General features: G+C 55.0%; 21 protein-coding genes. 4 read left to right on the forward strand and 17 right to left on the reverse strand.

All coding sequences use genetic code 11. The features are described 5' to 3' along the window. Together P0D68_RS25010 and P0D68_RS25015 are read left to right on the forward strand one after the other, a co-directional pair. Nucleotides 1–609 (forward strand): sugar phosphate nucleotidyltransferase (locus tag P0D68_RS25010; protein ID WP_408301275.1); only part of this gene is annotated, 609 nt, incomplete at its 5' end. Nucleotides 610–667: 58 nt separating this feature from the next. Beyond that, nucleotides 668–1315, forward strand: a complete 648-nt coding sequence (locus P0D68_RS25015) for a dTDP-4-dehydrorhamnose 3,5-epimerase (RefSeq protein ID WP_408468762.1) — start codon at nt 668–670, stop codon at nt 1313–1315. Between the two features lie 584 nt (nt 1316–1899). Here P0D68_RS25015 and P0D68_RS25020 read toward each other — a convergent pair. Genes P0D68_RS25020 through P0D68_RS25080 form a run of 13 tightly spaced genes read right to left on the reverse strand, consistent with a single transcriptional unit; the run spans nt 1900 to nt 18586 of the window. Further along, nucleotides 1900–3426: a right-handed parallel beta-helix repeat-containing protein gene (locus P0D68_RS25020; RefSeq protein ID WP_408301279.1), complete on the reverse strand. Its 1527-nt coding sequence runs from the start codon at nt 3424–3426 to the stop codon at nt 1900–1902. Next, nucleotides 3423–4667, reverse strand: coding sequence for a glycosyltransferase family protein (locus P0D68_RS25025; RefSeq protein WP_408301281.1), 1245 nt, complete (start codon nt 4665–4667; stop codon nt 3423–3425). Before P0D68_RS25025 ends, P0D68_RS25020 begins: the two co-directional genes overlap by 4 nt. A gap of 25 nt (nt 4668–4692) precedes the next feature. Next, a complete protein-coding gene (locus P0D68_RS25030; protein ID WP_408301283.1) occupies nt 4693–5829 on the reverse strand; it encodes a glycosyltransferase in 1137 nt (378 codons plus the stop codon). Then, the gene (locus tag P0D68_RS25035) at nt 5829–6923 is read right to left on the reverse strand and encodes a glycosyltransferase (RefSeq protein WP_091801816.1); all 1095 of its coding nucleotides are present in this window, start codon (nt 6921–6923) and stop codon (nt 5829–5831) included. The genes P0D68_RS25030 and P0D68_RS25035 overlap by 1 nt, the downstream gene beginning before the upstream one ends. 3 nt (nt 6924–6926) lie before the next feature. Further along, on the reverse strand, nt 6927–7880 hold the full coding sequence (locus P0D68_RS25040; RefSeq protein WP_408301285.1) for a polysaccharide pyruvyl transferase family protein: 954 nt from the start codon (nt 7878–7880) through the stop codon (nt 6927–6929). Beyond that, entirely contained in the window at nt 7881–9173 is a 1293-nt protein-coding gene (locus P0D68_RS25045) for an MATE family efflux transporter (RefSeq protein WP_408301287.1), read from the reverse strand. Next, nucleotides 9170–10552, reverse strand: a complete 1383-nt coding sequence (locus tag P0D68_RS25050; protein WP_408301289.1) for an O-antigen polymerase — start codon at nt 10550–10552, stop codon at nt 9170–9172. The genes P0D68_RS25045 and P0D68_RS25050 overlap by 4 nt, the downstream gene beginning before the upstream one ends. A gap of 9 nt (nt 10553–10561) precedes the next feature. Further along, complete coding sequence (locus P0D68_RS25055; protein ID WP_408301291.1) at nt 10562–11497, reverse strand: glycosyltransferase family 2 protein; 936 nt, start codon at nt 11495–11497, stop codon at nt 10562–10564. Continuing rightward, nucleotides 11494–13734 (reverse strand): polysaccharide biosynthesis tyrosine autokinase, encoded by a 2241-nt coding sequence (locus P0D68_RS25060; protein ID WP_408301292.1) that lies wholly within the window; start codon nt 13732–13734, stop codon nt 11494–11496. Before P0D68_RS25060 ends, P0D68_RS25055 begins: the two co-directional genes overlap by 4 nt. 13 nt (nt 13735–13747) lie before the next feature. Further along, entirely contained in the window at nt 13748–14191 is a 444-nt protein-coding gene (locus tag P0D68_RS25065; RefSeq protein ID WP_091801831.1) for a low molecular weight protein-tyrosine-phosphatase, read from the reverse strand. Continuing rightward, nucleotides 14188–15576 carry a polysaccharide biosynthesis/export family protein gene (locus P0D68_RS25070; protein WP_459252019.1) on the reverse strand — a complete coding sequence of 463 codons (1389 nt, stop codon included), beginning with the start codon at nt 15574–15576 and terminating at the stop codon, nt 14188–14190. Before P0D68_RS25070 ends, P0D68_RS25065 begins: the two co-directional genes overlap by 4 nt. Nucleotides 15577–15632: 56 nt before the next feature. Further along, nucleotides 15633–17012, reverse strand: a complete 1380-nt coding sequence (locus P0D68_RS25075; RefSeq protein WP_091801834.1) for an undecaprenyl-phosphate glucose phosphotransferase — start codon at nt 17010–17012, stop codon at nt 15633–15635. 47 nt (nt 17013–17059) lie between these two features. Continuing rightward, complete coding sequence (locus P0D68_RS25080) at nt 17060–18586, reverse strand: mannose-1-phosphate guanylyltransferase/mannose-6-phosphate isomerase (RefSeq protein WP_408301475.1); 1527 nt, start codon at nt 18584–18586, stop codon at nt 17060–17062. A 1411-nt stretch (nt 18587–19997) separates the two neighbouring features. Here P0D68_RS25080 and P0D68_RS25085 point away from each other — a divergent pair. After that, on the forward strand, nt 19998–20339 hold the full coding sequence (locus P0D68_RS25085; protein WP_408468763.1) for a hypothetical protein: 342 nt from the start codon (nt 19998–20000) through the stop codon (nt 20337–20339). Between the two features lie 25 nt (nt 20340–20364). Here the strand turns inward: P0D68_RS25085 and P0D68_RS25090 are convergent, their stop codons facing one another. Together P0D68_RS25090 and P0D68_RS25095 are read right to left on the reverse strand one after the other, a co-directional pair. Continuing rightward, nucleotides 20365–20754 carry a hypothetical protein gene (locus P0D68_RS25090; RefSeq protein ID WP_408301296.1) on the reverse strand — a complete coding sequence of 130 codons (390 nt, stop codon included), beginning with the start codon at nt 20752–20754 and terminating at the stop codon, nt 20365–20367. A 76-nt stretch (nt 20755–20830) separates the two neighbouring features. Continuing rightward, nucleotides 20831–21208 (reverse strand): hypothetical protein, encoded by a 378-nt coding sequence (locus tag P0D68_RS25095; protein WP_091801846.1) that lies wholly within the window; start codon nt 21206–21208, stop codon nt 20831–20833. Nucleotides 21209–21793: 585 nt separating this feature from the next. Here P0D68_RS25095 and rfbC point away from each other — a divergent pair. Then, on the forward strand, nt 21794–22342 hold the full coding sequence (rfbC, locus tag P0D68_RS25100; protein ID WP_408301477.1) for a dTDP-4-dehydrorhamnose 3,5-epimerase: 549 nt from the start codon (nt 21794–21796) through the stop codon (nt 22340–22342). A 91-nt stretch (nt 22343–22433) separates the two neighbouring features. Here the strand turns inward: rfbC and P0D68_RS25105 are convergent, their stop codons facing one another. Further along, on the reverse strand, nt 22434–23435 hold the full coding sequence (locus P0D68_RS25105) for a GlxA family transcriptional regulator (protein ID WP_408301298.1): 1002 nt from the start codon (nt 23433–23435) through the stop codon (nt 22434–22436). Nucleotides 23436–23639: 204 nt separating this feature from the next. Continuing rightward, complete coding sequence (gene galU, locus P0D68_RS25110; RefSeq protein WP_091801853.1) at nt 23640–24521, reverse strand: UTP--glucose-1-phosphate uridylyltransferase GalU; 882 nt, start codon at nt 24519–24521, stop codon at nt 23640–23642. Nucleotides 24522–25112: the final 591 nt, after the last annotated feature.

Here is a 25112-nt window from a genome sequence, read left to right on the forward strand (position 1 = left end):
CGGGATTTCGTGGGTAACGATCCGTCGGCGCTGATTCTCGGCGACAACATTTTCTACGGTCACGATCTGGCGAAGCAGCTGGAAAACGCCAACGACAAAACCGAAGGCGCCACTGTCTTTGCGTACCACGTGCACGACCCGGAACGGTATGGCGTGGTCGAGTTCGACCGCGAGTTCCGTGCGCTTTCGATCGAGGAGAAGCCCGCGAAACCGCGCTCGAACTATGCGGTCACGGGTCTCTATTTCTACGACAAGCAGGTGTGCGACATTGCCGCGGACATCAAGCCGTCGCCGCGTGGCGAGCTTGAAATCACCGACGTCAACTCGCGTTATCTCGCCAACGCAGCGCTCAATGTCGAGATCATGGGCCGCGGCTACGCCTGGCTCGATACGGGCACGCACGACTCGTTGATCGAAGCGGCGACCTTCATCGCCACGCTGCAGAAACGTCAGGGACTGGTGGTCGCGTGTCCCGAAGAGATTGCGTACCGGCGGCAATGGATCGACGGCGAACAATTGCAGGCTCTCGCCAAACCGCTCGCCAAGAATGCTTACGGCAAGTATCTGCAAAGCCTTCTTACGGAGCAGGTGGCGTGGCAATCAAGTTAATCGCAAGCGCGTTACATCGCAAACCGAAACGAAATTCTTCGACCTGTCAGGAGCGGCAGTGAGACCTTTGCGCGCCTGTTTGCTGTGTCTTTTTGCAATGTCCACGTCCGGCTTCGCTCAATATCACACCGCATCGAGCCGGCAAACCGCTCAGTCGACTTATTCCACCGGCAATGCGAGCGACCTGGACTATACGTCGGTTGATCCGGCCACATTGACCTCTTACTCATCGAACGGTTTGCCTGTGCCGGAGGACTCGAACACGTCGAAATTGGGGCATTACAGGCGTCGCTATGCGGACCACCAACGTCGTCGGGACCTCGACGACAAGAAGGACGCCAACAATTCGCCTTACGCGCCACCCAGCCTGACCAAGGAAGCGACCGTAGGGAAGGATTTGATAGATGAGCCGGATTACCTCACCAACATGATGCTTGAATCCGCATCGGAAAGCGGCGACGATCTTGCACTTGGCGACAAAAACAAAAAAGGGCGTCAATTGAAGTTTCAAATGTCAAAGAAGCGCGCACTTCAATCGTCGCTTCTATCCCAAGGCAGTTCGGCGGACACGAGTAACCTTACGTCCTATTCCGAAATGACTTCAACGCATGGCGACACTGATGCGCCGTCCGGCAATAAGCGCTTCAGGCTAAGCCCCGCAATGAAGTCTTACAAAAGCATGCTCGGCGGCGCGGACGCCAACTGACAAAGCGCTTTCCGAACAAATACGCTGCTCATTCCACCTCCGCTAATACGGCTTGCGACGCTAATCGTGGTCCCCGCCGGCAGGACTGCCCTTCGCGAGGCGTACCGATCGCGCGCGTAAATGCTTGCTCAAGGCTCGTCGAAGCCCGCCGTTCCGAACTGGTAGACTAAGGCGCTGCCTGCCTTGGAGCCATCGTGCGAGATTCGCGAACACTGACACGCTTACGGAACATTGGCGAAAGTCTCGCCCTGGTGTTCCTTGCCATGGCCGTTTGCATTGCCGTCGTGATCAGCAAGGTCTGTGGCAGCGTAGGTCGCCTGTGGGGACGCCGTAAGCGTCGCCCTCAGCAGGACGGTCCAATGGACGATTACGTGCGGTCGCTGCAGGAGGCGCGCACGAGGAGTGCGTCGGCAGATCGGATCGAGCATGGTCTGAGAACGCCGAACGGATCCGACCAGCAGTTGGAGCGATCGGCTAACCACGAGAATGCCTCGGCTCCGCGCTGCGCGGCCGAAGACGCTCACGGCCGGGACTGAGCGCAAGATCAGAACTCGGTCTTGCACGCGCCGACGCCGGAAACCAACTTACGGATCAAGAGTGGGCGCATCGCGGAGATCCTGAACCACGTTGTCTTGCACAGAAACCCTCCCCGGATTGTCGGAGCGAATCCAGGCAGTAATCCTCGCCGCGTTTTTCTGCCCCGCTTCAGTGGACAGCAAACTTGCGGACTGAGTCGTGTCAGTCGAAACAAAAATCCGGTTTCTGGCAACCTGCCATTGCCTGGAAAGACTTCCCGGGCCAATCCAGATTGCGTAATAGCAATCGCCAATCAACTGGTTCTCGTCAATTCGGCCAAAATTCCATCCCTTGCTTGCCGAATTGGCGCCCGTTACGATGTGGCTGCCCCGCCCCAGCATCTGTTCTTTTCTCACCCGTCCACCCGCGACCCATTGGGGAGAAAAACTTTTATTCTGGTAAATCTCCGCATTCCCAGCACAGTAGAAGTGAATATTATTGCATTTATACAAAATATTATTCATTACCCTGATACCGCGATTCCGCTCGGAGATCCAGATCCCACCTACCTCCGCATATCTGCTATTGGACGCGATAGCGCATTGATTCAACGCGTTATGGTGGATATCCACGTTCAGATTCGAGTTATTCACACCGTTAGCATAGAAAAACTCGGAAGACCGGTCCACTGTATCTCTGGCCAGTAGAATGCCAATGGCGTCGGTTCTCGATATCCTGTTGAAACAGACCTCGCCTCCCGACACGCCCCCAAGAAAAATTCCCCGAGCAGCACCATCCTCGCAAATATTATTCGCTATTCTGACGTTCGAGCTATATTTCTCACCCGCGCTATTTCCGACGTAGGATTCATTATTTCCCGTGAACCACGTTACGGCGACACAGTCGTCGCCCGGCAAGCTCACGCGGTTGGAAATAATGCGTATATCGTCTCCGCAACCCTGACAGGTTATGCCGTCTGCTTTGGTGTGATGGACATAATTATCGTGGATATAAACATGGGTCGATTTTTGCACCCAGATCCCCGCCGACCAGCTTCCATCGATCTCAATTCCGGAAATCTCCAGGCCCCGAGCGCCCTCCACATAAATCGAGAAATTGTTGTCGATTCTTGCAGAGGGCGCCGATACATAAGCGATTTTTCCATGACTCAATTTCAGATTCTGACATCCACCTAAGCTGGACGAAGATTTGAAGGTGAGCCCCGACGGCGAAGGACCTGTCGGGGTAGGACGGTCTACCAGCAGGGTTGAACCGTTCAGATCCAATGCTGCGTTTTTTAAATCAACGAATACGAGCGGCCTGACGCGATAGACCTTTCCCTTTCCTGCCACGACCGTGACGCCGGACCGCATGGCACGCGTGAAATATTCCGTATCGTCGTCAACGCCGTTGCCCTTCGCACCCAGCTCGTCGATACGCACGCTGCTCTTTGTACCGTCTGGCCTTGCAATGCCGGAAGAAGCAGATGCATCGCTTTCTGCCGGTCGCGCCAAAGAGGGCAACAGACAATACACCCCGGTCAGGATAACTTTCACAACGGAGCGTCTTTTCTCCAGGCGATCGACCGGTTTCATCGGCTCTCCGTCGACCGCGAACCGAACGTCTTCGCCGGCTGAACGGCCTCCTCCACCAGTTCGTCAGTCAGCGGTTGCGACGCGGGCATCATTGCGGCATACACCCCCTCGTGTTGGGCCGCTATCTCGTCCCAGGTAGGCGCAATCGTCCTTCTCACCGGTGGACTCCATGGTCGCGTCCAGTCCAGAATCCTCGCCGCTATGTTGGCAGGATCATCGTCTGCGGGAACCAGCAACACACGCTCGTCATTCGAAGGCTCATAACCTGTTCCACACTGCTCGAACTCGTCCTGCGCGCCCGGAAACGTGGAAAGAACCTGCGTGCCCAGCTCGGCCGAGTACCAGAAACTTCCTCGTCTTGCCGAAAGACCATCAGAGAACAGCTGAAGAACTACGTCACACGCAGAAAGCCGTAACGCCAGTTCATCCGCCCGCTCGACATAGCCGCACAATTCGACATTGCCTTCGAGCCGATACTCCGCGATTTTCTTGCGAAAATTTTCACGTTTCTCGTCGTGCCCATCCGGAAAATCGCCGCACATAACCAGATTCACTGCGCAACCTTTGTTCAGCAGCGCTTTGACAATATGGAGCATTTTTTCCGGCTGTTTCCATTCATAGACGAATCCGAAAAAGCCTAGCACCAACTGGCGAGCGGACTCGCCGTGGCCGAGCCTGCTTCTTCCGAGGCCCAGCCGCGACAGTGCGCTTTCACGTGCCGCCAGAATATCCGCTGTTTCAAGCTCTGGAATATCAACATTCACGGCGATCGGAATGACCACCTGTTGTTGAGCGCTCCTCGTATACTTTGCAATCCGTGAACTTAAAAATGCTTTTCGTTCCCGTTCAGAGGCAAAGATCAGGACGTCTGCCAGAAGAATCGTCAAATAGACGCTTGCACGGCGCAACACGTGCATGCTTCGCCATTCGTGCAACGTGATAGCCAGGCGGCTCGATCGAAAAAAGAGACGACCCATGACTGGCACGACGCCAGGCATGACCGATGTCCCCCACCCCTCAACCGGATACTGGATATGTACAATGTTCGATCGGTTAAAGAATCGAAGAAATCCAAACCATTTAAATATACTCGCCGGTTTGAATCTCGAATGAACAAAGCCAATCTTCGAGCCGAGCGTTGCGCGTCGGCCCAGAGCTGCTGCCACTTGTTCCGCATAGTCCCCGATACCGTCACGATCAATTGCGGGATCGTGACCAACCACATAGTCGACATGAATCATATTGTCCTCGATAAATCGGGGCCACCTACTCCATAAACCCCGCGGTGCCCACCGCCTCTGCGTGCGGAATGACGGCTTGATACATCTGCAGCATCTTTTCGTTCATCGCCTGGGATTTAAAAACGCTGGTATAGCGCTCACGCGCTGCATCCCTCAAGTGGGCCAGGTGTTCAAGCTTCAGCTCAGCGAAGAAAGCCACCGCCTTCTCTGTATTTTCAAAATCGAGGTGATAACCGCTAATCCTGTGTTCCACGATATCCGGCAACGCTCCCGCCACGTTGCATATCACCGGCGTGCCCGATCGGAGTGCTTCGACAGCAACGAGGCCAAAACCTTCCCAACGTGAAGGCACCACGAGAGCGTCGGCGAGCTCATAAAAAAGCTGCAGCGCATCCCGTTCCTGCCAGCCAATGATTTGCACATTCTCAGGACACGATCCGCGAACCTGCGCCCACCAACCGGAATTGACAACAGCCTCCCCGACTATCGTCAACTCGATATCGTTTCGCGCAGCCGACCGAAGCGCATTGAACAATAGATCGATACCCTTCTGGTAATCCAGCCTGCCGACGAATAACAGGCGTATCGCGCGGCCTTCGCGTGAGATGACCCGATTCCGCGGTGCGTCCGACACGACATCCGAAATTCCGCTTACGATCAGTTCCAGCTTATGTTCTGGCAAGCCGGCGTTGAGTGCGGCGTTGTACTCGTGCTCGGAAATGCAAACGATCTTGTGGCACGCTACCGCCAGCATCGTTTCGATCTTTTTCCACAGCCAGTTCGTACGTTCTGCACCCTGGCGCAGATAGGACCAACCGTGCGGACAATAGACAACCTTCGTCTCCTTGCGTAAAGCCATCAACACAACGCGACCAATGGCGCCGGCAAAAGAGCTGTGCAAATGGATAACGTCCGGCGCCTGTGTCTTGACGAGCTTGAGAATCGCCACGCAGAGATTCAGCATCGTAGAGAAAGAACGCCCTTTTCTCCTGAATTCCCAGACAACGGCTTCGTGAAACTCGCTTCGCCCGCCCGCTCCGTCGCGGGGGACGATGATGTGGACATTGTCCGCTCCGTAAAGACCCACCTGGAACGGAATAATCTCCGCCAAATAGGATTCGATACCGCCCTTCAGCGTCTCGCATACGTGCACTATTTTCATCAGGTCCCCCCGATTGCATCTCGAGCCAGAATCAAACTCACCTGCTGGGCAATGTAGTTTTTCGAGGTCAGCGTTTCCTTGCGCGCACGCTCAAACGCCGCACGCTGATAACTCCGTCGCGCCGAGACATCCGTGGCAAATCTCCTGACTTGCGAACCAAGCGATTCGGCGCTACCCGTCTCGTAGTACATCACTTCGCCATCTTCGAAATAGTCAGTCAGTCCTCCGGTATTTGCCGCGATGACAGGCACGCCCAGAAATGCCGCTTCCAGTACGCAGGTAATGCCGGACGCGTGCATGTTGCTTTTCAGCGGCACCACGACGAGGTCCGCCCATGCATACGCGTCCTTTACCTCACCGAGCGAATTTGCGGACTCTATTTCCCATTCATCCGGATATGACGCAACCGATTTCTTGAAGGTACGGCTAAGCACTCGTACGCGGATGTCACTCACTTCGGAGAGAGCCGCACAAAACGTGTTCCAGTCTCGATGTTCGTCATTACCGATCGCAAGGACTCTCACTGCCGAATCGTCCCGAATAGCCGGAAGCTCCTCAGTCAAAAAGCTGTCGCGACAAATGCCGAATTTCACCGATCTCGCGTTGATCCGGCTGTCGAGCTGGTTCAACCAGTCCTGGTTCTGGCTGGACAACGTGATGACCAGATCCGCCTTCCTCAACACAGCTCCGAGAATCCTTGCGCCGAACTTACTCTGCTGTTTCAGCACGTCTGGGGTCCAGATAATCTGGCACACGGTCCTCGCTTTGATCAGCCACGGGAAAACTGTTCTCAACAGCAGAACAGAGAACGTCTCTTTATCCGTATGGGTAAAGATGTAGTCCGCTTTTGCCATTCCCCTGATATTTCTCAGCGCATGTACGAGATCGGCACGAAATATCCTGGATACAATTTTTCTGAAAATACGGGAAAGGGGGTTTTCGTTAAACGACTTCGAATAAAGCACGTCGAATCCAGACTCCTCCAGATAATGATATCCATAGGGCGTTCTGTCCGGCCTGAGGCCTTCGTCGAATGACTTCTTCCAGTTCTCAACGGAAATCTCAGCCCAAAGCAATACAAATGCTGTGCGCACGGCTCACACTCCGCTGGCAGAGAGGACCACATTCGGAAGTGCCTTCGTCCAGCACTCGTAATAGCCCGAGTTTTTGCCATACGAGTTATCAATCAGAACAATTTCTTTGTCCAGCAAGGCACCGAGAATGTGCCCATGCAATCTCGATGTCACAACGCGCTCGTATTTCGAGAAGAAATTCACATTCGCCTCGATAATTGAGCGCACCACCGGCAGGTACATTTTCCATGGACGAACCACCCTGACCGGAGCCATTCCCGCTAAGCGATGAAATTTGGTCGACCACTGTTCGAGAAACGGCGCCGAAAACTTCTGCAAATCGTTCCAATCTCCTTGAAAGTCCCGCCCAGGGACCGGCAGTTCCGAAACTTGCGAAGCCTGCGGCTGCTCTTTGTCTCCACGAATCAACCAGAGCGTACCGTTCGCTGCATCGCGCATTGCCGGTTTGAACGGTGATGATCCGTAGAGCCAATGCGCCATGTCTGGCAGTAAATAGACTTTGTCGCTCAGAAAATCCGCGGCAAATTTGTAGCTTTTTTCGTCTCTAACACAGATGTGTAGATTTCTATGTCTCTTGAAAATTGCTGCCGATTCCTTGGCCTTCGCCAAATCAGAAAAATGGATCGTCTGCGGCAGGAGAACAATCTTATTGTCGGGAAATTGACTTACGATCTGCTCACGAAATGACTGATGCCACGGATAAAGGTCACCGAAGTTACCTCCCCCCTGCAATACGATCGCCCTGTCGCCAACCGTATTTCTGGAAAGCTGCGACTTTTCCTTCAGACTGAATCGGTCATCGATGATGATATTGTTATCACGAAAGAAATTTTCACTCCCCTGAAATATCAGCAGATCCCCGATGTTGAAATAAACGGGATAGTCGGCAAATATTATGTGCTCGCCTTGCGGAATGATTTCCAGCAACGACGTCAGTTTGTTTTTTAGTGAATTCATTTAGCCTCCCCGTTTTAAAAAACCTAATGCCCCGCCCCAATCGGTGCGTGAAGGCATCCAATTTTCAGATCGCGTTTCAAAAGCGCCCTTGAACATGACCCACGCTACAGTGAGTTTTAGAACGGAGGACATCAGAATCCCGGTCGCAACGCCGACTACACCGAACTGCAACCCGAGCAGATAGGCAAATACAATCGCAGACAAGCCACCCACCAGTTGGCGAACCGCCCCCTTGTGCGGTTCGCCAACCGCACTGAACGCCTGAGAAACAATCAGGCTTCCACCCGCTACACAGGAATCAATTGAGAGAATGCACAGGACCTTGAGGAATCGGGAAATCTCCACGTTCGTGATAAAGAACGAGGACAGCATGACCGGTGTCAGGCACGCCGCCATCAGCACCGACAAAACCGTGATATATCGGAAATTGACGGCAGTTTGTTCCACCACTGCATTTCTTGATTTCCCAATCGCCTTTGCCAGCAGCACCTGACTCAACGAAATCGGAATTTGGCCTACGCCCCGCGCAATTGCTGCGACGATCGTATAGATGCCTACCTCCCGCATCGGCATGGACAGTGCGATTAACGCGATCTTGTCCACCTGCCAAACCAGGATGTTCATTACATCGCCAATCCAGTACAGCGAGGCGAGACGGCCGAGTTCGCGTACATCCTTCCGTCCCAACACGCCTCTATTTTTATATTCCTTGATGCACACGACGATCGTGAATGCACTGCTTGCTAGTGATCCAGCGGCGTAGGCAGCCAGATAAGCTTGCGTTTCCACCACCGAGAACAGACCGAAAACGAGAATTCCCACCGCGGTCACCGCTGGCGACATCAATCGCGAGACACTAAATACATGGAACAGCTTTTCGGTTTGACAGGCACCCGAAAACAGCGCGTAGACGATCGTAGAATCGGTCAGAACGATGGTCCAAATCGTCACCAGCGTCCTATCGGCCGAAATTTTGCTTGCGATATACGGTGCAATTGTCAAGCTGACGAGCGTGCCTGCGCCAAGGGAGAAAATGGCGCAGACAATCAAACATTTAAAGAGACTTTCCGCGCGTTCAGGGAACCGTTGCGTCAGATAAACGAACCCCAGATGAAGCCCAAAACAGCATATCGAAGCTAATAAGGGCGGATACGTCATAATCGCCGTCACCGCGCCGCGCGTATTTAGACCGGCGAACAGCGACGTAAGGGCTACATTGCCGAAATTCAGCCCCAATATCGCGACGTTCGATCCCAGCGCCTGACGGAATAGTGAATTGAAGTGTCGCGTCATATCCGCACTCTCATTGAGTTCGCGGTAGCCATTCGCCTCGAACCACGGTTAAACACCCATTCAATCAAGGCAACGAAAATCACCAGGAACAAGTACCGATTGGTATAAAACACCGCCAATACAGGGTCACCGTTTCTAAATAGAAACCAGCAATACATGATGAAAATCATGTATGCGCTCAGGAAACTCCAACTCTTTCGGGTTCGATTTTTCAACCAACGGTCAACACGGCCGATCAGGTATCCAAGCGCAATACCATACGGAATCAGACCAATCCAGCCAAATACCAGAAAGGCGTAACCAAAAATTGTCGGCGGAATTCCCCAGCCGGAAATTCCCATTGATCGCTCAACCAGAATGTGGTCCAGGGGGACATATGAATCGAACGGCATGAAAGGCGAGACGAGCGCCATGACATGAAGCCAGCCATAGTCGTAATCGGTCAGTCCGATGCCATTCTGGTACACGTTGATAATCTGATCGAGCACCCAGAATTCGGAGGTGTCGAGTAGCGCCAACGGAACCGCAGCGGCATCGCCCGGCTGAAATCCGGATCTGACGAGAAACAGCAGGAAGAGCATTCCCGCGGCCGCAAAACCGATCAGGGCGAGCTTTTGCAGTCTAACCACGGACTTTCTTGCAACCAGCGTGACGATAATCGCCATCAATACGTCAAACGCATACTCGCGCTTGATGAAGCAGACCGCCATCACCAATGAGATGCCGCACAAAATGGAATAAGAAATAACCATTTTGCGCGATTTGCGAAGCGCAAACAGCGCCGCACTGACGATAGCAAATCCCGAAATCAGCGTGTAGATCGACCCATTCTTGCTTGCAGATCCCACCTCGTCCTGAGTTGCCGCGAAATAGGTTTCCGCGTTGTAATTCGCAATCAGGCCTTGCACTCCACCCACAGCCTTCAAGTAGCTGAAAAAGAACAGAATGGAACAGGCAATCATGAACAGACTGATCACGACTGCCAGCTTTGAACCCTTTGCCGGTGCACCAAGTGCAACGCCATCGGTCCCACTGAGCTTGGTTCCGGATAGAAACGCATAGACAAACAGAACCGTTCCAATGATCCATTGGTTGTCGTCACTCAAGTCGAAACCCGAGAATTTGTCGATCGCACCTAGCAGAACCAAGGCGGCGCGCGGCAACACGTAAAGGCTGAACACAATGAGCATGACGAACGCCGGCCCGGCGAGATTCTTCTTTGTCGCCTCCAATAGCGAACACGCGATCGTCGCCAAACAGATGATTCCGAAAACGGGAAAGATCTGAGCGCCGAGCGCGGCAAAGAGCGCGCTCAACGCCAACAGCAAACTTAGCGGGAGCGGCCGTCGTGGTGCCGTATAGGTTCCAATGGTTGCCATAGCGGTTCGTCAGCCGGGACGCCGAAGTTGACCGGACAGGCCATGTGCTACTCCGGTCGCAATTGCCACGGCCCCTGCGTAATTGCCCTTGATAACACGGCGAGCAAGCCTGCCCGACAAGGAGACAAGCAGTGGAATGACCCAGTGATACCTGAAATGGCTTCTAAGGAAAATGACCGAACCGCGAGAAAAGAAGTAGTCGAATCGAGGACTCCCCTTACCAACCGTGTTCGACTCCGCATGCATGACGATTGACTTCTCGGCAAAGGAAATCAACCAGTTCCTCTTTGCCAGCCGGAAGCTGTAATCGGCGTCTTCCCAGTAAAGAAAGTACTTCTCCGAGAGTGGCCCGATATCCAGGTACGCGTCCCGGCGAATCAGACAACTTGCCCCACACAGGTAGTCCAACTTTGTCTCGGCCGTGAAATTCTCGATGTGCATGGATCGACCGGTAATACGGCTGATTACGCCTCCGCCGGCACAGATCGTCTTCTCGACATCGTGTAGATCGACGATCCTCGATCCGACGGCGCCTATGGCATCACTTTGTTGAGCGATCTTGACCAGCTCTGAAAGCGTGTCTTTGCGAACGATTGTGTCGTTGTTCAGCAACCAGAAGTATCTGACGGCCGAATCCTGCAACGCATTCATCGCCAGGTTACATGCGGCAGCGAAGCCGTCGTTGGAATCCGAGCGTATAACCCTGACCGACGGCCCAAGCTCCAGGAACTTCTCGTAGGAGCCGTCACCCGAACAATTGTCTACAACGACGATGGAGTAGGAGCCATAGTCCAGTTGCCCAATCGATTCGATACAGCGCAATGTATCCTTGGCGTTTTTATAATTCACCAGGATCACTGCCACGTGATGGTCGTTCGTCAACGGGATCGATGGATCACATTGTCCGTCGAGACGACGCTTCCTGTTTGCCAAGCGTTCGTTCATTTCGTTAGCTGCCCATATTCGTACGCGTAATACCGCCCATACCTGCGCCCGTAGCCGAGAGCGGTTCGCGGCAGATCATTGAGCAATGCACCTTTCAGTGCAACGCCACCGTGCTGCAATCGCCGAACGGACTCAACGATCTCGTGCAGTGGGTGCTGCGCATAGCGCAAGGCCAGAAGTGTTGTCCCGGCATGTTTGCCGATAATTGCCGCATCGGTCACGGCGAGGACCGGTGGACTATCCACGATCACTACGTCGTACGAAGTGCGCAGTTTCTCCAGCAATTCCGAGAATCTCGCGTTTGTCAGCAGCTCGGAGGGATTCGGCGGTACGGTCCCGGTCGAAATGAAATCCAGACCGGGAAGAACGTCCCGCTGAATAACCTTCTCGAGACTGATCTCACCCAATATGAAGTCACTCACGCCCGGCTCCCGTGCCAAACCGAAGCAATCGTGCACGTGGCCTCGCCGCAAATCACAATCTATTAGCAGCACCTTTTTACCGGACGAGGCAAGTATCGTCGCGAGGTTGGCGACAATGAACGACTTACCCACACTGGGGCTGGGACTCGTGACCATCGCAACGTTATTCTCGGCCTCAAGCATGGCAAACTGAATTGCCGTTCTCAGGCTGCGCAGACTTTCGACTGCCGTATCGGCAGGATTCTGGTGCGCAAGGATATGAAAGCCTTTTACGCGCTGACGAACCGCATCGTCCAGCGCGCGTTGTTCGTCGCTGTGCGGAATCGTTGCATAGATGGGCAGGCCAGTGGCGCGCTCAATCGCGTCACCACTCTCGACGCCACCAAAAAACGCCTTCCGCACAAAGGCGGTTGTCACGCCGAAAATCGCGCCCAACACAACGCCCATTGCGATCACCAAAGCCTTCTTCGGCTTGATCGGTTCTTCTGAATCCTGCGCAAAATCAACCACACGCACGTTACCGACTTTGCCTGCCTTCAGGACACGAAGCTGCTGCGCGCTATTCAGAAGACCCGTGTACAGGTCCGTATCTACAGCGACGTCGCGCATGAGACGCAATGCGCCCTGCTCCAGGTTGGGCAACCCGGAGATTCTGCCGCCAAGAGATTCTGTCTGACCTTTTGCAGCCGCAATCTGCTTATCAAGCGCGACGACACTCGGATGTTCTTCGGTGAAGCGCTGCCTCAACTCGAGACGCCTTTGCTGCAGTTCGAGAAGCGCTGTATTCGAATCGACCGATTGCTGCAATATGAGCTTCGCTTCCTCGCTCAGATTGACGGTTCCCTTCTCATTTCTGAAGCGGTTGTACTTGGCTTCCGCGTCGTCAAGCTGGCTTTTCAACTGCGGGAGTTGACGATCGAGAAACTCGATGGTTTGTTGTGCTTCCGCTGATTTCAACGCGACGTTTTGCGTTACGTATTCGCTGGCCACCGCATCCAATATACTCTTCGTCTTCTTTGGATTGGGTCCATTCAAGGTAACACTGAGGATGCCGGATTGCTTGCCCTTTTCCTCAATCTTGAGATCGTCCTGAAGGTCTTCCACCGCCTGAAGTTCGGAACTGCGCTTGATAATGAACTCGGTTTCTGGACGCGCGGTCAGCCTGGAGATGAGCAGCGTAACTTCGCCGTCGTCGATCCGGCCTTTCGCGACGCGGTTCAGCTTCCCTTCGAGCACCACGTCGCCTGAGCTCTTCAATACATACGAGTCACGACCGGTAGCCACCAGCGTGAACTTCTTCTTCCAATACGTTCTTGGAACGTCGAATTGATCGACTTGAATGCTCTCACCACCCCACGCAAAACGACTCAGGCCAAGAAATGCGGGCGCTATCTCTGCTGGGCCAGTCGCTGACATCCGGCTCTCGTAGCGATTGCTCACCCATCCGCCAATGATCGGAAAGTGCCGGGGCGTAGCCTCGATAAAAAGCTTCAGGCTCGAAACCGCGGACCCGACCACAAGCCGCGACCGCAGAAGTTCGATCTCGGCGGTGGTTGCCGATTTGGCGTCCAATAAGGGAGCAAGATCTCCAAGCAGATTCTTTTCGGAGAGGTCGGAATCTTCGACCTGAATCAGAATATTGGCTTCGTAGATGGGGCGCGCGCCGAAAGCGTAGATGACACTGAGCGCGACGACAAACGCCATGATTCCCGCAATGAGCCACCGCCCTTCGTATATCAGCGAAAGGTAATCAGCAAACGAAACGTCTTCATTGGCACTCGTGGCGTCAAGCGACGCGGGTAGATTAGCAGCCATTTGTTACCTATATTTATACGTTCAGTTCTTCCAGCACGTAAGACCAATGCTTCAGGCCGGCTTCGATCGACGCAAACGCTTCTTCAAATTCGGCTTTGCTTTTCTGGTAAGGATCAGCCACGTCGAATTTCTGAAAGTGCCCCACTCGATAGGTTCGCCCTGTTGCGAATCTGTACGTGTCTTCGACCCTCTTCTTCTGCTCTGCGGACATCACCAGAATCATGTCCGCGGCCTTCACCATCGACCAGCCGAGTTGCCGGGCCACGTGCGTATCCAGACAGAGCCCTCGCTCCGTCACGACCGATCTGGCAAAAGGATCGGCCTTTTTCCCAATCAGCGCGTTTAAACCAGCTGAGCTGATATGAAGCCTTGGAAACAGATCGATGGCCAGCGCTTCGGCCATAGGGCTTCGGCAGATATTTCCCTCACAGACAATCAGAATGGAATGGACGCTCATTTCGTCACAATTGCTGCGGTTAGACCTGCGTTGATCGCTGGCAGGAGCAGGCTAAGGACACGGCTGAATCGGACAAGTCCGCTGCCATCCACATACACCACGTCCTTGGGTTGCAACTGGAATTCGTTCGCCAGAATCATTGAAACGGGTGATCGGGCATCCAGATGGAAGACTTCGGGATTAGTGCCCTGCGAACTGCGTATCACGTAGAGCTGAGCGGCGTCGGCAGAATTCGAGTTGATACTTCCCGCCTGAGCCAGCGCTTCACTCAGTGTCAACGCGCCGGTTCTCAGCGGATAGGCGGTAGACGGCTTATTCACTTCGCCCATGACGTAGACGCCGCTTTCGTCTCGCGAGACCACTCGCAACAGGTCCCCGTTCTGCAGCACGATTTTCGAAGGGTTCTCTCCGCGAGCGAGCATCTTCGCGAGATCCAATTGATAGGAGACACCGTCGCGCACCAGTATCAAGCGGCTCTGGTCAGCGCTATCAGCGAGCCCGCCTGCTCGAGTAATCGCCTCGTAGAGCGTCATCGGGATGTCGGTTATGGACACGACACCGGGACTTCTGACCTGACCGTCTACGTAGACCTCTTTTGCACGGTAGGACGCCACCCTGACAGTGACCTGCGGATTCTCGAAAACGCGCTTCAACGCCGCGGCAATTCGATCCTGAGCTTCGCCTACCTGAAGACCACGGACAGCGATCTTCCCTGCGTACGGAAAGCGGACAGTACCGTCTCTTTCAATAATGAAGCCAGCTGCGGGATCGGTACTGCGCTGCACGTTTGTCTGGGTCTGCTGCATGCCTTGCGCGACTGCGAGTTCAGGATGATCCCAAACCGTAATCTGCAGTACGTCACCGACTCCGAGCGTATAGCCGGACGTGTTCGAAAACAGCTTATTGCTTTCGACCGCGGTGGGTTGCCCCACTTCGTCACGCATCTTCCTGATCAATGCGGTATTGATGTCGACTATCGGAACCTGGAGGTCGACCGGCGGAGTCTGTGCGTCGCCACTTGTCAGCGGCAACGTTGGAGGTGTTGTCATTCGCATTCCGGGGGCGACCGAGCACGCCGACAGAATGACGCTTGCAGCCAGTCCGGACAGCAATTGATAACCGCGACGGCAATCAGTTTCTTTACAGCGACTGACCCACTTCCAAAATAATGCCATCAGATAATCCTTCAAATTCTTTTTCATTGATTTCGAATTCGGCGGCAGCGTCAACTGCAAAAAAATTCGCACGATCTCCCTGCGAATCGTGTATGAAAATTGGTGTTGCCGTCTTTCGGGTTGCGGTCTGATTGACCAGCGGATTTCCGTGGAATCGTCACCGAAACCTCGCCAGGACTGCCGTACACGCCGGCAGGCTTGTGTTTCCATGCCGCTGCGAAGACCACGCACTGAAGTAGATAAAATTCGTTCGAGTGGCTGACGTGTTAATAGGCGTTACTGCTCGCCAGCCCCTTTACCATCGTCGCAATCACGATCCGCATGTCCAAACCAAACGACCAGTTCTGCAGGTAGTAGAGATCATGCTCGACTCGTTTCTGCATTTTCTCGAGTCGGTCGGTCTCCCCCCTGAACCCATTTACCTGCGCCCAACCAGTGATACCAGGTTTAATCCGATAGCGATGGATATAGCCGTCAACAACCTTTTTATACATCTCGTCATGTTCGATCGCATGCGGCCTTGGCCCGACCACCGACATTTCGCCGCGCAGCACGTTGAAGAATTGCGGCAGCTCATCGAGACTAGTCCGGCGCAGAAGCGCACCTACTCGCGTGATGCGCGGATCGCCCTTGGTGGCCTGAGTGACGACGCCCGCTTTCTCAGCATGAGCACGCATGGACCGGAACTTATAGATGCGAAACACCTGTCCATCAGCCCCCTTCCGGTATTGCGTAAAGAAGACCGGACCGCGCGACGAGCACTTCACCGCGATCGCGATGATCAGCAACAAGGGTGTCAGCGCGAGTAGCGCCAGCGCCGCGAACAACCGGTCGAAGATCTCTTTCTGTACCATTGCCCGAGCGGGCAGCGGCGACGCAACCAGGCTGATCGCCGGCGAGCCGATCAGATCCACCACGCCGGCGTCGAACAATGCCATGCTGCGCACATCCGGAATGAAACGGATGTTCACCAGATCACCACGAAATTCGTTGACGAAACGGAGCATGGTCTGGGCTTCCGACAACGGCAAAGCCAGCCAGATCTCCTTAATCGCGTTTTTTCTAACGTGTTCGGAGAACTCGTCGAAGTTCTTGAATACCGGAATGCTCTTGGGTGCGAAGACTTCGCTTGCGCCGACCTCGAATAGGGCCGACATGCGAAATCCACTTGCAGGAATCGCCTGCACCTTACTCACAACATCCTTGCAATGAGACCCGCCACCTACCACAGCGACGTTGCGCAAGTTCATACCAGCGTGGCGCATGCTACGCAGCACCGAATGCAGCACCAACCGCGACCCAATCAAGCCAGCCGCGCTCGTCGCGGTCCAATAGATGAACCAGAGCCGCGAGATCATATCCGTGCGATGAACGGAGAACATCAGAACGAGCCCACCTGCCTGGACCAGCAGCCAGGCCAACGAGACCTGCCCGGTCAGCCGCCACAAAGAGCGACCGCGCCACGATTCATAAAGGCCGAATGCAGGGAACGACACCAGAGCAAGCGCGACCGAGAACGTAATGAATGCGCCATCCACCCGAGTCTGAACGAGATCTTCAAAGCGAATGTGCGACGCCAGAAGTGCGCCCGCCACGATCAGAATCACGTCGACAAGCCGCGCCAATAACCCCTGTAATCCGAGCATGTTGTGATCTCCCCGCCAGAAGGTGGACAGCGTGCGTAACCGAAGCGTCACGCCCGCCCGTATGTATCATCAAAACGAACAATGTCGTCTTCACCGAGATACGGCCCGGACTGAACTTCGATCAATTCGAGCGGCAGCTTCCCCGGGTTCTCGAGTCGATGCGTCACGCCCAATGGAATGAAAGTCGACTGGTTCTCGCTCAACAGAAATTCTTCGTCCCCACGCGTGACCAAAGCAGTGCCACTCACCACGATCCAATGCTCGGCGCGGTGGTGATGCAGTTGCAGCGACAGGCGACCGCCGGGATTGACCAGGATCCGCTTGACCTGGAAGCGCTCGCCATGATCGACCGAATCGTAATAACCCCACGGGCGTCGAACCTTGCGATGAACCTCGGCTTCAGGGGCCTGCAATGCCCGCATCCGGCTGACCACGCTCTTCACTTCCTGAACACGGGAACGGTCGACCACCAGCACGGCGTCGTCCGTTTCAACCACCACCACGTTGCTCACGCCAACGCATGCGATCAGACGCTTCTCCGAACGAGCGAAGCTGGACGTGGCCCCCTCGAAAACGACCCGACCATGGGAAGCATTTCCGTCACCGTCTTTCTCTAGTGCATCCCAGACCGCATCCCACGAACCGAGGTCGGACCAGCCCGCGCTGAGCGGCACTACGACACCTTCCGCCATGCCTTGTTGCGCCCCGAGGTGTTCCATCACCGCGTAGTCGATCGAGTCGGCCGGGCACGACTTGAATGCTTCAGCGCCCGGCCTGAAGAACGAAGCGTCGCTGGAACCCTGCGCCTGCGCTTGAAGACACGCGTCATACATTGCCGGTTGGAGGCGTTTGAGCGTCGCAAGCCATACACTCGCGCGCAAAACAAAGATGCCGCTGTTCCACCAGTACTGACCCGACGCCACGTATTGGGCAGCGATCTCCGCTGCGGGTTTTTCGACGAAACGCTCGATGCGATGCGCCTCGCCACTAATCTCGTCGCCAAGCTTGATATAGCCGAAGCCCGTCTCGGCACGCGTGGGCGGCACGCCCAGTGCCACGATCGCACCGCGCTCGGCGTGCTCTGCGGCTTGAGCGACTGCCACCTGGAAAGCAGCGACGTCGACGATCGCGTGGTCCGCCGGCATGACCAGCACAATCGCATCATCCCCATCCGCGCACGCAGTCGTGGTCGCCAACGTCAGTGCAGGTGCAGTATCGCGACGAGCCGGTTCCACCACGATGCGCGCCTCGACACCCCGTTCACGCAACTGTTCCGCCGTCACGAAACGGTGCTCCTCTCCACAGATAACAATCGGAGCACCCACCAATCGCCCGTGCGCGCCGAAACCTTTCATCCGCTGCACGGTAGCTTGCAGCAGCGATTCCGAACCGAGTACGTCAATTAGCTGCTTCGGATACTGCTCACGCGAAATGGGCCACAGCCGTGAACCGGCGCCACCTGCGAGCACCACCGGAACAAGCCGGACGGACGCCGCGGAGAACTCCTGTTCCGTCGGAACCGACCTGCTGTCACCAGCGCGCACAACAGGTTCATCCGTTGAGGTGTTCAGCATATGCAGTCCTATTCGTAGTTCCGGCTTGAACAGATTCACAGAGCATTTTTTTCTTTGCATCAGTCACTTCTTGTCACTCAACCGCTGATTCCAGTCAACACTCAAGCACTCGGTTACGCGAGCATTTAGACAGCAGATCAAACAATGCGATGCCATACCCTTCGTGTACTGGTCATCGTGATCCAGCAACGGGGGTAGTTCGTGGTTCCAAAAAAAGGGACTTGCCCATCGTCACGACAGCGTCGGCGGTGGGCTTACCGATGTGGTGTTCGTGGCGTCTCCAGCCACTTCCGGCTTCCGCCCGCCTATCGCGCGAGCGAGTTCAACTTGAAGGCAGAACCTGCTTTTGCATCCGTTCGCGATCGTCCGGCTAACGACCTGCCCCAATCCAATCGGTCAATGCTCATTTCTCTTTCACTGATAACGCTGTTAGTGGTCGTGTTATCAGCAAGAAAATCGAGATTTCCCTTTCGCATTTCGGGTGTCGCCCCAACCGCTCACTTTCTACAAGTACCCCGACCTCAGTTGCAGTGCATCATACATAGGCCATCTTCTGACTTTGAGCGACTGACGGAAAACGCCAACATGTTGGCGTTTTAGCCCATTCGCTTGCCATGCCCTGAATCAGGCACCATCCCGATCTCACGAATGCATCCATGTATTGGCAAGAGGAAGCTGCAAATCCCGGAAGCAATCGCTTTTTCCGCACTTCAAAATTTCCTCTGGCGCCATCTTATGGATCGCAAGATTCCTCGGTGGCCGGTGCGTTTTAGCGAGTTATCCATGCAGGTCATGGCCCACATTCTGGCCGTCCGGCGCCAATTCTATTGGCGACTGCAGACAAGAGAAGGCCGCAGAAAGACCTCTCAGCGACGGCCTTTAAGGGAACGATAGAGCCGCGGTCAGAGACCCAATTCCAATCAACACGCCGAGAATTGCCCATAGCCGCAAGCGGATCATGAGCCTCGCCCGCGATGCTTCCCAGTTCCCACGCGCCCGATGCGGCTGAAACTCAAGAAATATCAATGTCTGGAAGTGCCGGCGCCCAACCTTCAACGCGGAAAACACGCTGAAAAGCAGGTAGGCGATCGCCCCACCGAAGCAGAGATTTGCGAGAATCGAAAGGACAATTACCATATATTTCACCAACTTAGAACCAGCGATTGAGGTTCTTGAAGACTAGCGGCCGGCGCGTCCCGTTTCATGACAAACATTTGGCCGTATCCGTCTTATTCATTCATAGTCCAGATATGCTTCGCGCTCACTGCGCATAACACGATCATCCTTCGTCGCACGAACGCCGAGCCGACATCCGTTTCCTAAACGCATCCGTCAAAGATGTGGCTCAATCCGCCAAAGGGAACATAGCTCTCCGCAGTGGTGTGTACAGTACGGTAGCCAGCAGGCCCGTATGAGAGGACGCCTTGTCCTGCCCCACCGTGGCACAAGGATTTGGCTACGCGCTCATGACCGCGTCATCATCTCAACAGCGGCCAGCTCGCCGCCTTTTCACCGCATAGAGATTCACATGTTAGAACCGACTATCGACTCCCTGCACGGCCAGATCCTCGCTCTGCTCAGCTTCCAGAGCTCGCTTCTCGATGTTTTGCCCGCCGAGCAACGCGCGATTCTCACCGGCGCTTTCATTTCGTCTCTGGAAGCAAATCGGAAAAACATGACCGGGCTTGCCAATAGCGACGCGACGGTCAATGCATTTGATAGAACCGCTGCAGCGCTTCTCGCGTTGATCTAGCGCATTCCTTGCAATAGCCGATGCCCTAATCCGCGTCGCACCAAAACTGGTGTTCGGTGCATTTGTATGCTGACGTGACCTGCAGCCTGCAGGCTTGGTGAACGGCGACTACCACGGGAGACCGATAGTCGAGATGCCCTGAATCGACGAATGCCTCCGCAAGGGCCTTGGCGTCGAACAACTGCTTCGATTCACGCAACATTTTCGCTGCGAGTGCTTCCGAACGGCCGGCCAACGATACGCGCGCCAGCAGATCAAGCGGGCCATTCACATACATCCACAAATGTGTGAATTCGGCTGCGTGCTCGGCGGTCAGCCATTTTCCGGTTAGATGATGCCTCAACAATTGAGACACGACGAGATAGGTTAGAAGTTCAGTACAAGAACGAGTGTCGGCGTAATTTGACCAGGACATGTCGAGTCAGTGGAATTAGCTAGGTCGCACATGCGGCGTGCAGCGAGTTACTCTGTTGCGAGGGTTCGCATTCCTTTCAACCGCCCTGCCTGTGAAAGACGATCTCTCCGGGCAGATTCGCCACACACGCGACGAAGATTTCGATCACCACCTGGGAGCGCCAGTCCAGCCTCACGCCGCAAAAGAACATGCGCGCCAGACTGCGTGCGTCGAACCGCTCCGGCGAGGTTCGCTCGAGTTGCTCGGCCAGCCGTTGCGTACGGCATGCCAGCGTCACACGCTGCAGCCAATCGGCGCGACGGCCATTCAGGCGCAGCCACAGTCGAGTGGATTCGATCAGTTGGCCAGGCTTCAACCACTGGCCGGTTTTCTGGCGTGCGACCAGTTGTAACGCAACCAGATAGGCGAGCAGTTCCGTACGCGCCTGAAGATCTAATTCGAGCAGACGGTTCATTATTGGTGACTTAAGTGGACGCGCCCAGTTGGTCGCGTGCTTTTGGAAATGAGCATGGCGCCCCGGGTATGCAGTGGATGAAGCCGACCCACTCCACCGCCTACGGGTAAATGCCTAACGCCAGCCGGATTTGTTATCACGCGACGGATAGTCCTATGGACAATCTGATCGGGTCCGCCAAAACATTGAGGGATTCCGCCGAGCTTCGAAATTCGCGGGTGAGGGGTCGGGACTTCGCCGATCACACAACCTGGCATCGCACGATGCCGATCGGCTCCCCTTGCCGAAATACGCAAATGGCGTATCACACCAAACTTTTGGCGATCAAGGATAAACGGCCACTTGTAAGATTAACGGCTTAACAGATAGGTACTCCCGCGATGTGGTTTCCGGGGGCTCATCAGAACTGGCCTCCAATCCGTTTCGCAGGCAATCGATATGGATAACGGCGCACCGAAGGCGCCGTCCAGTGGCTGCCCGCTGCCGAGATCGACAGTACACACGCGGCGCTATCGCACAGAACGAACAGCACCTCCCGCAGAACGCCATGCAGGGTGTCCGCAATTCTTCATCCTATTCGTCACAATGGCAATCCAGGTCAAGCACACGGCAATTCGCGACGTCAAACTGATCGAGCCACGCATTGTTCACGATGCAAACGGCATTTCGTTCGACAGCTTCGATCAGGACGAATTCGAGGAACACGTAGCGCGTGGCTATCGTTTTGTGCAGGAACGTCATACCGTTTACCCCCACAACGTATTGTGTGGTCTGCACTATCAGATTCAACGGCCACAGGGAAAGCTGGTGCGCGTCGTCAATGGAGAAGTCGTGAACGTCGCCGTCGATCTGCGCCGTTGGTCGCCCAGCTTCGGCCGTCATATCAGCGCGCGACTTTCGGCTGCCAACTGTCATCAGCTATGGATTCCGCCCGGCTTCGCGCACGGTTTTCTGGTGCTGTCGGACGTGGCGGAGGTTCTTGGCAAGACTACCGAACGCGGTTTAGCGGAGCACGAACGCACGCTGCAGTGGGACGACCCGGATATCGCTATTGAGTGGGATCTGGAAACGGCGCCGATCACGTCGGAGCGCGATTCCGTGGGTACTCGCTTCAGCATGGCTGAAGTGTACTGACAAGAGCCGCCATTCTCGCCTTGAACGCCCTTCCCGTTGAGCGATTACTGGTTCTCCCACTGCCGGTCTCACGAACCTGGGCGCGACCTCCTCAAGCCGGGTTGAAAGCGCGCATGCTCGCACGGTACTCGGTCGGCGTCACGCCAAGATACCGGCGAAATACTTTCGAGAGTTGGCCGCCGCTGCCCATACCGCAACGTCGCGCGATCTTGTCGACAGGCAGATCCGTTTCCGACAGAAGGTGGCGACACCTATCGATACGAACGTAGAGAAGATAGTCTGACGGCGTCACGCCCATTTCCATCTTGAAGCGACGCAGGAAATTGCGCTCGCTCATCGCGACGAACTGCGCCGCTTCTTCAATCGTGATCGCCCTGCCGCAATTCATCTCCAGCCACTGCACCGAAGACTGAATTTTTTCGCTCACCACGCCGAGCACGTTTTTGTTTGGCGCGGCAGTAAACTGCGCCTCAAAGCGCAATCTGACCACTCCTGTGATCTCGCGCGCGACTTCTGCTCCAAGGTCTTCTTCAATTATCGTAAGTGCTCCACGCAGCGGAGTATTGGATCGGTGTGGAATCGACACTTTCAATCCGCGCTGGTCAATCGTATGAGCGTCTTCGCCAAGGCCGAATTTGCGGGACTTGCTCGGGAATTCGGCGGCATCCAGAAGCAACTGTCCTTCGGCAATTGGAAAAATCCTTTCGCTTCGCAAGTCGAGCCAGCGCAGCCATGCAATGAGACGCTCCTCGCTTAACATGTTTTGAACGCCGGCGCCGCCGGCAATGAAGAGTGCGTGAAAATCGTCAGCGCGACCGCGTGATTCGATACTGTCGGTCCAGACGAACACCGACGATGAACTCGCTATTCTTCCACCGCCTACCGAGAGCAAATGAACATCGTAGAGCGGGCCACCAATGCGCATGGAGGTACAGAATGCATTAGCCGACTGAAAGATTTCCGCTACCGTGGCGGCCTCCGGCAGCGCGAATCCATTGAAAAGAGTTATCCCGATGCGTTTCACCGAGCGAACGCCATGTAACACCTGAGGCTGAGCCGCATGGCGACTAGCACGGGAAAAGAAACCTGCCATCCAGCCATCCCCTGAAGATAATTGGCCGCCCACGGCTACGTATGGGCCGTTTGGGAAATCGTACACAGGCGCTCTGCATAAAACTGATGGCTGGCTGTCCGGATGACCGTGCTTCTGCTGATCCAATTGGCGGGTCGGATTCGGTCGCCCACGTGCGGATTCTTACCGTGCAAGCGAGCACCGAGTCCGGACACGCTGACGATTTCACAACGGCGACAGAGACAGATACTCATCGAGGTACTCACGAAACTCGGCACCGACCTCAGGATGGCGCATCGCGAATTCCACTGTGGCCTTCAGATAGCCGATTTTGCTGCCGCAGTCAAAGCGTGTGCCGCGATACTTGTATGCCAGCACCTGCTCATCGGCGAGCAGCGACTCGATTGCATCTGTCAACTGGAGTTCGCCACCGGCTCCCGGCTTGATTGCGCGCAGATGTTTGAAAATGCGCGGCTTCAGTACATATCGACCCACAACCCCGAGGTTTGAAGGAGCCACGCTCGGCTCCGGCTTTTCAACAATGCCCGACATCTTGATGATCGACTTTTCCCATTCCTTGCCGTCGACGATTCCGTAGGACTTGGTATCCTGCGCCGGGATTTCCTCAACGCCAATCACCGAGCTATGGTAGTGATCGAACACCTCGATCATCTGCGTCAACACAGGGGGACTGCCGTATAGCAGGTCGTCCGCGAGAATCACCGCGAACGGGCTATCGCCAACCAGCTTCTCCGCGCACAGCACCGCGTGCCCGAGGCCGAGCGCCTCCGGTTGGCGTACGTAAAAACAATCGACATGGCTGGGCTTGATGCTGCGTACCAACTGCAGCAGTTTGTCCTTGCCGCGCGCTTCCAGTTCCGCCTCTACCTCATACGACTTGTCGAAATGATCTTCGATCGCGCGCTTGCTGCGACCCGTCACGAAAATCATTTCAGTGATGCCGGCGGCCATGGCCTCCTCGACGGCATATTGAATGAGAGGTTTATCGACAATCGGCAGCATCTCCTTTGGGCTCGCCTTCGTGGCAGGGAGAAATCGTGTGCCAAGACCCGCTACCGGAAATACTGCCTTCGTAACTTTTAGCATGAGGGACTCCGAGTGTCATTAATATGGCCAAATCGCGCGTGCTTGATCCCGGCCCCACGGATAGGCACGCAAGGCGAGGCGCGTTCAACGGAATACGCCGAGGCAAAATGCGCTAAGGTCAACGCGTGAAGCCGGGACCGGTGGTTCGGCGGATGTTGCCGCTCACGCGGGTCGAAACAAAGAAGCGGGAGCATAAGGCTGAAGTGGGTCACTTAGCCGCGCATGGCGCAAGCGATTCGAATTTTGGCCGAACCGGCCCTGCTCAATGTATTTTCTCTCGATCAGTTCGCCGTGGCCCCGGTCTTTCCTTTGGCTCCCGACCGTTAATACAGCTTGAATTCAGGGATTTTCTTTGGCAATTAGTAGGCCCTCACACATCGCTTTAATATAAGCCAATTTGCTGAGTCTGGCTGTGCGTGGGCAATGAATATCGCCGAACTATCATGGCGCAAATTATTCACAAACGAACACTGAGCTTTTTGTCAGCAATCTGATTCCCGTCACTTTAACCAGAAAAGTCGAGGCATAATGAAAACCACGGGAATTTCCAAAAACAAACAATTTGAATTACTTCCACCATGGTCAATCAAT

Source organism: Paraburkholderia sp. RL17-380-BIE-A, assembly GCF_046028085.1.
GTDB lineage: Bacteria > Pseudomonadota > Gammaproteobacteria > Burkholderiales > Burkholderiaceae > Paraburkholderia.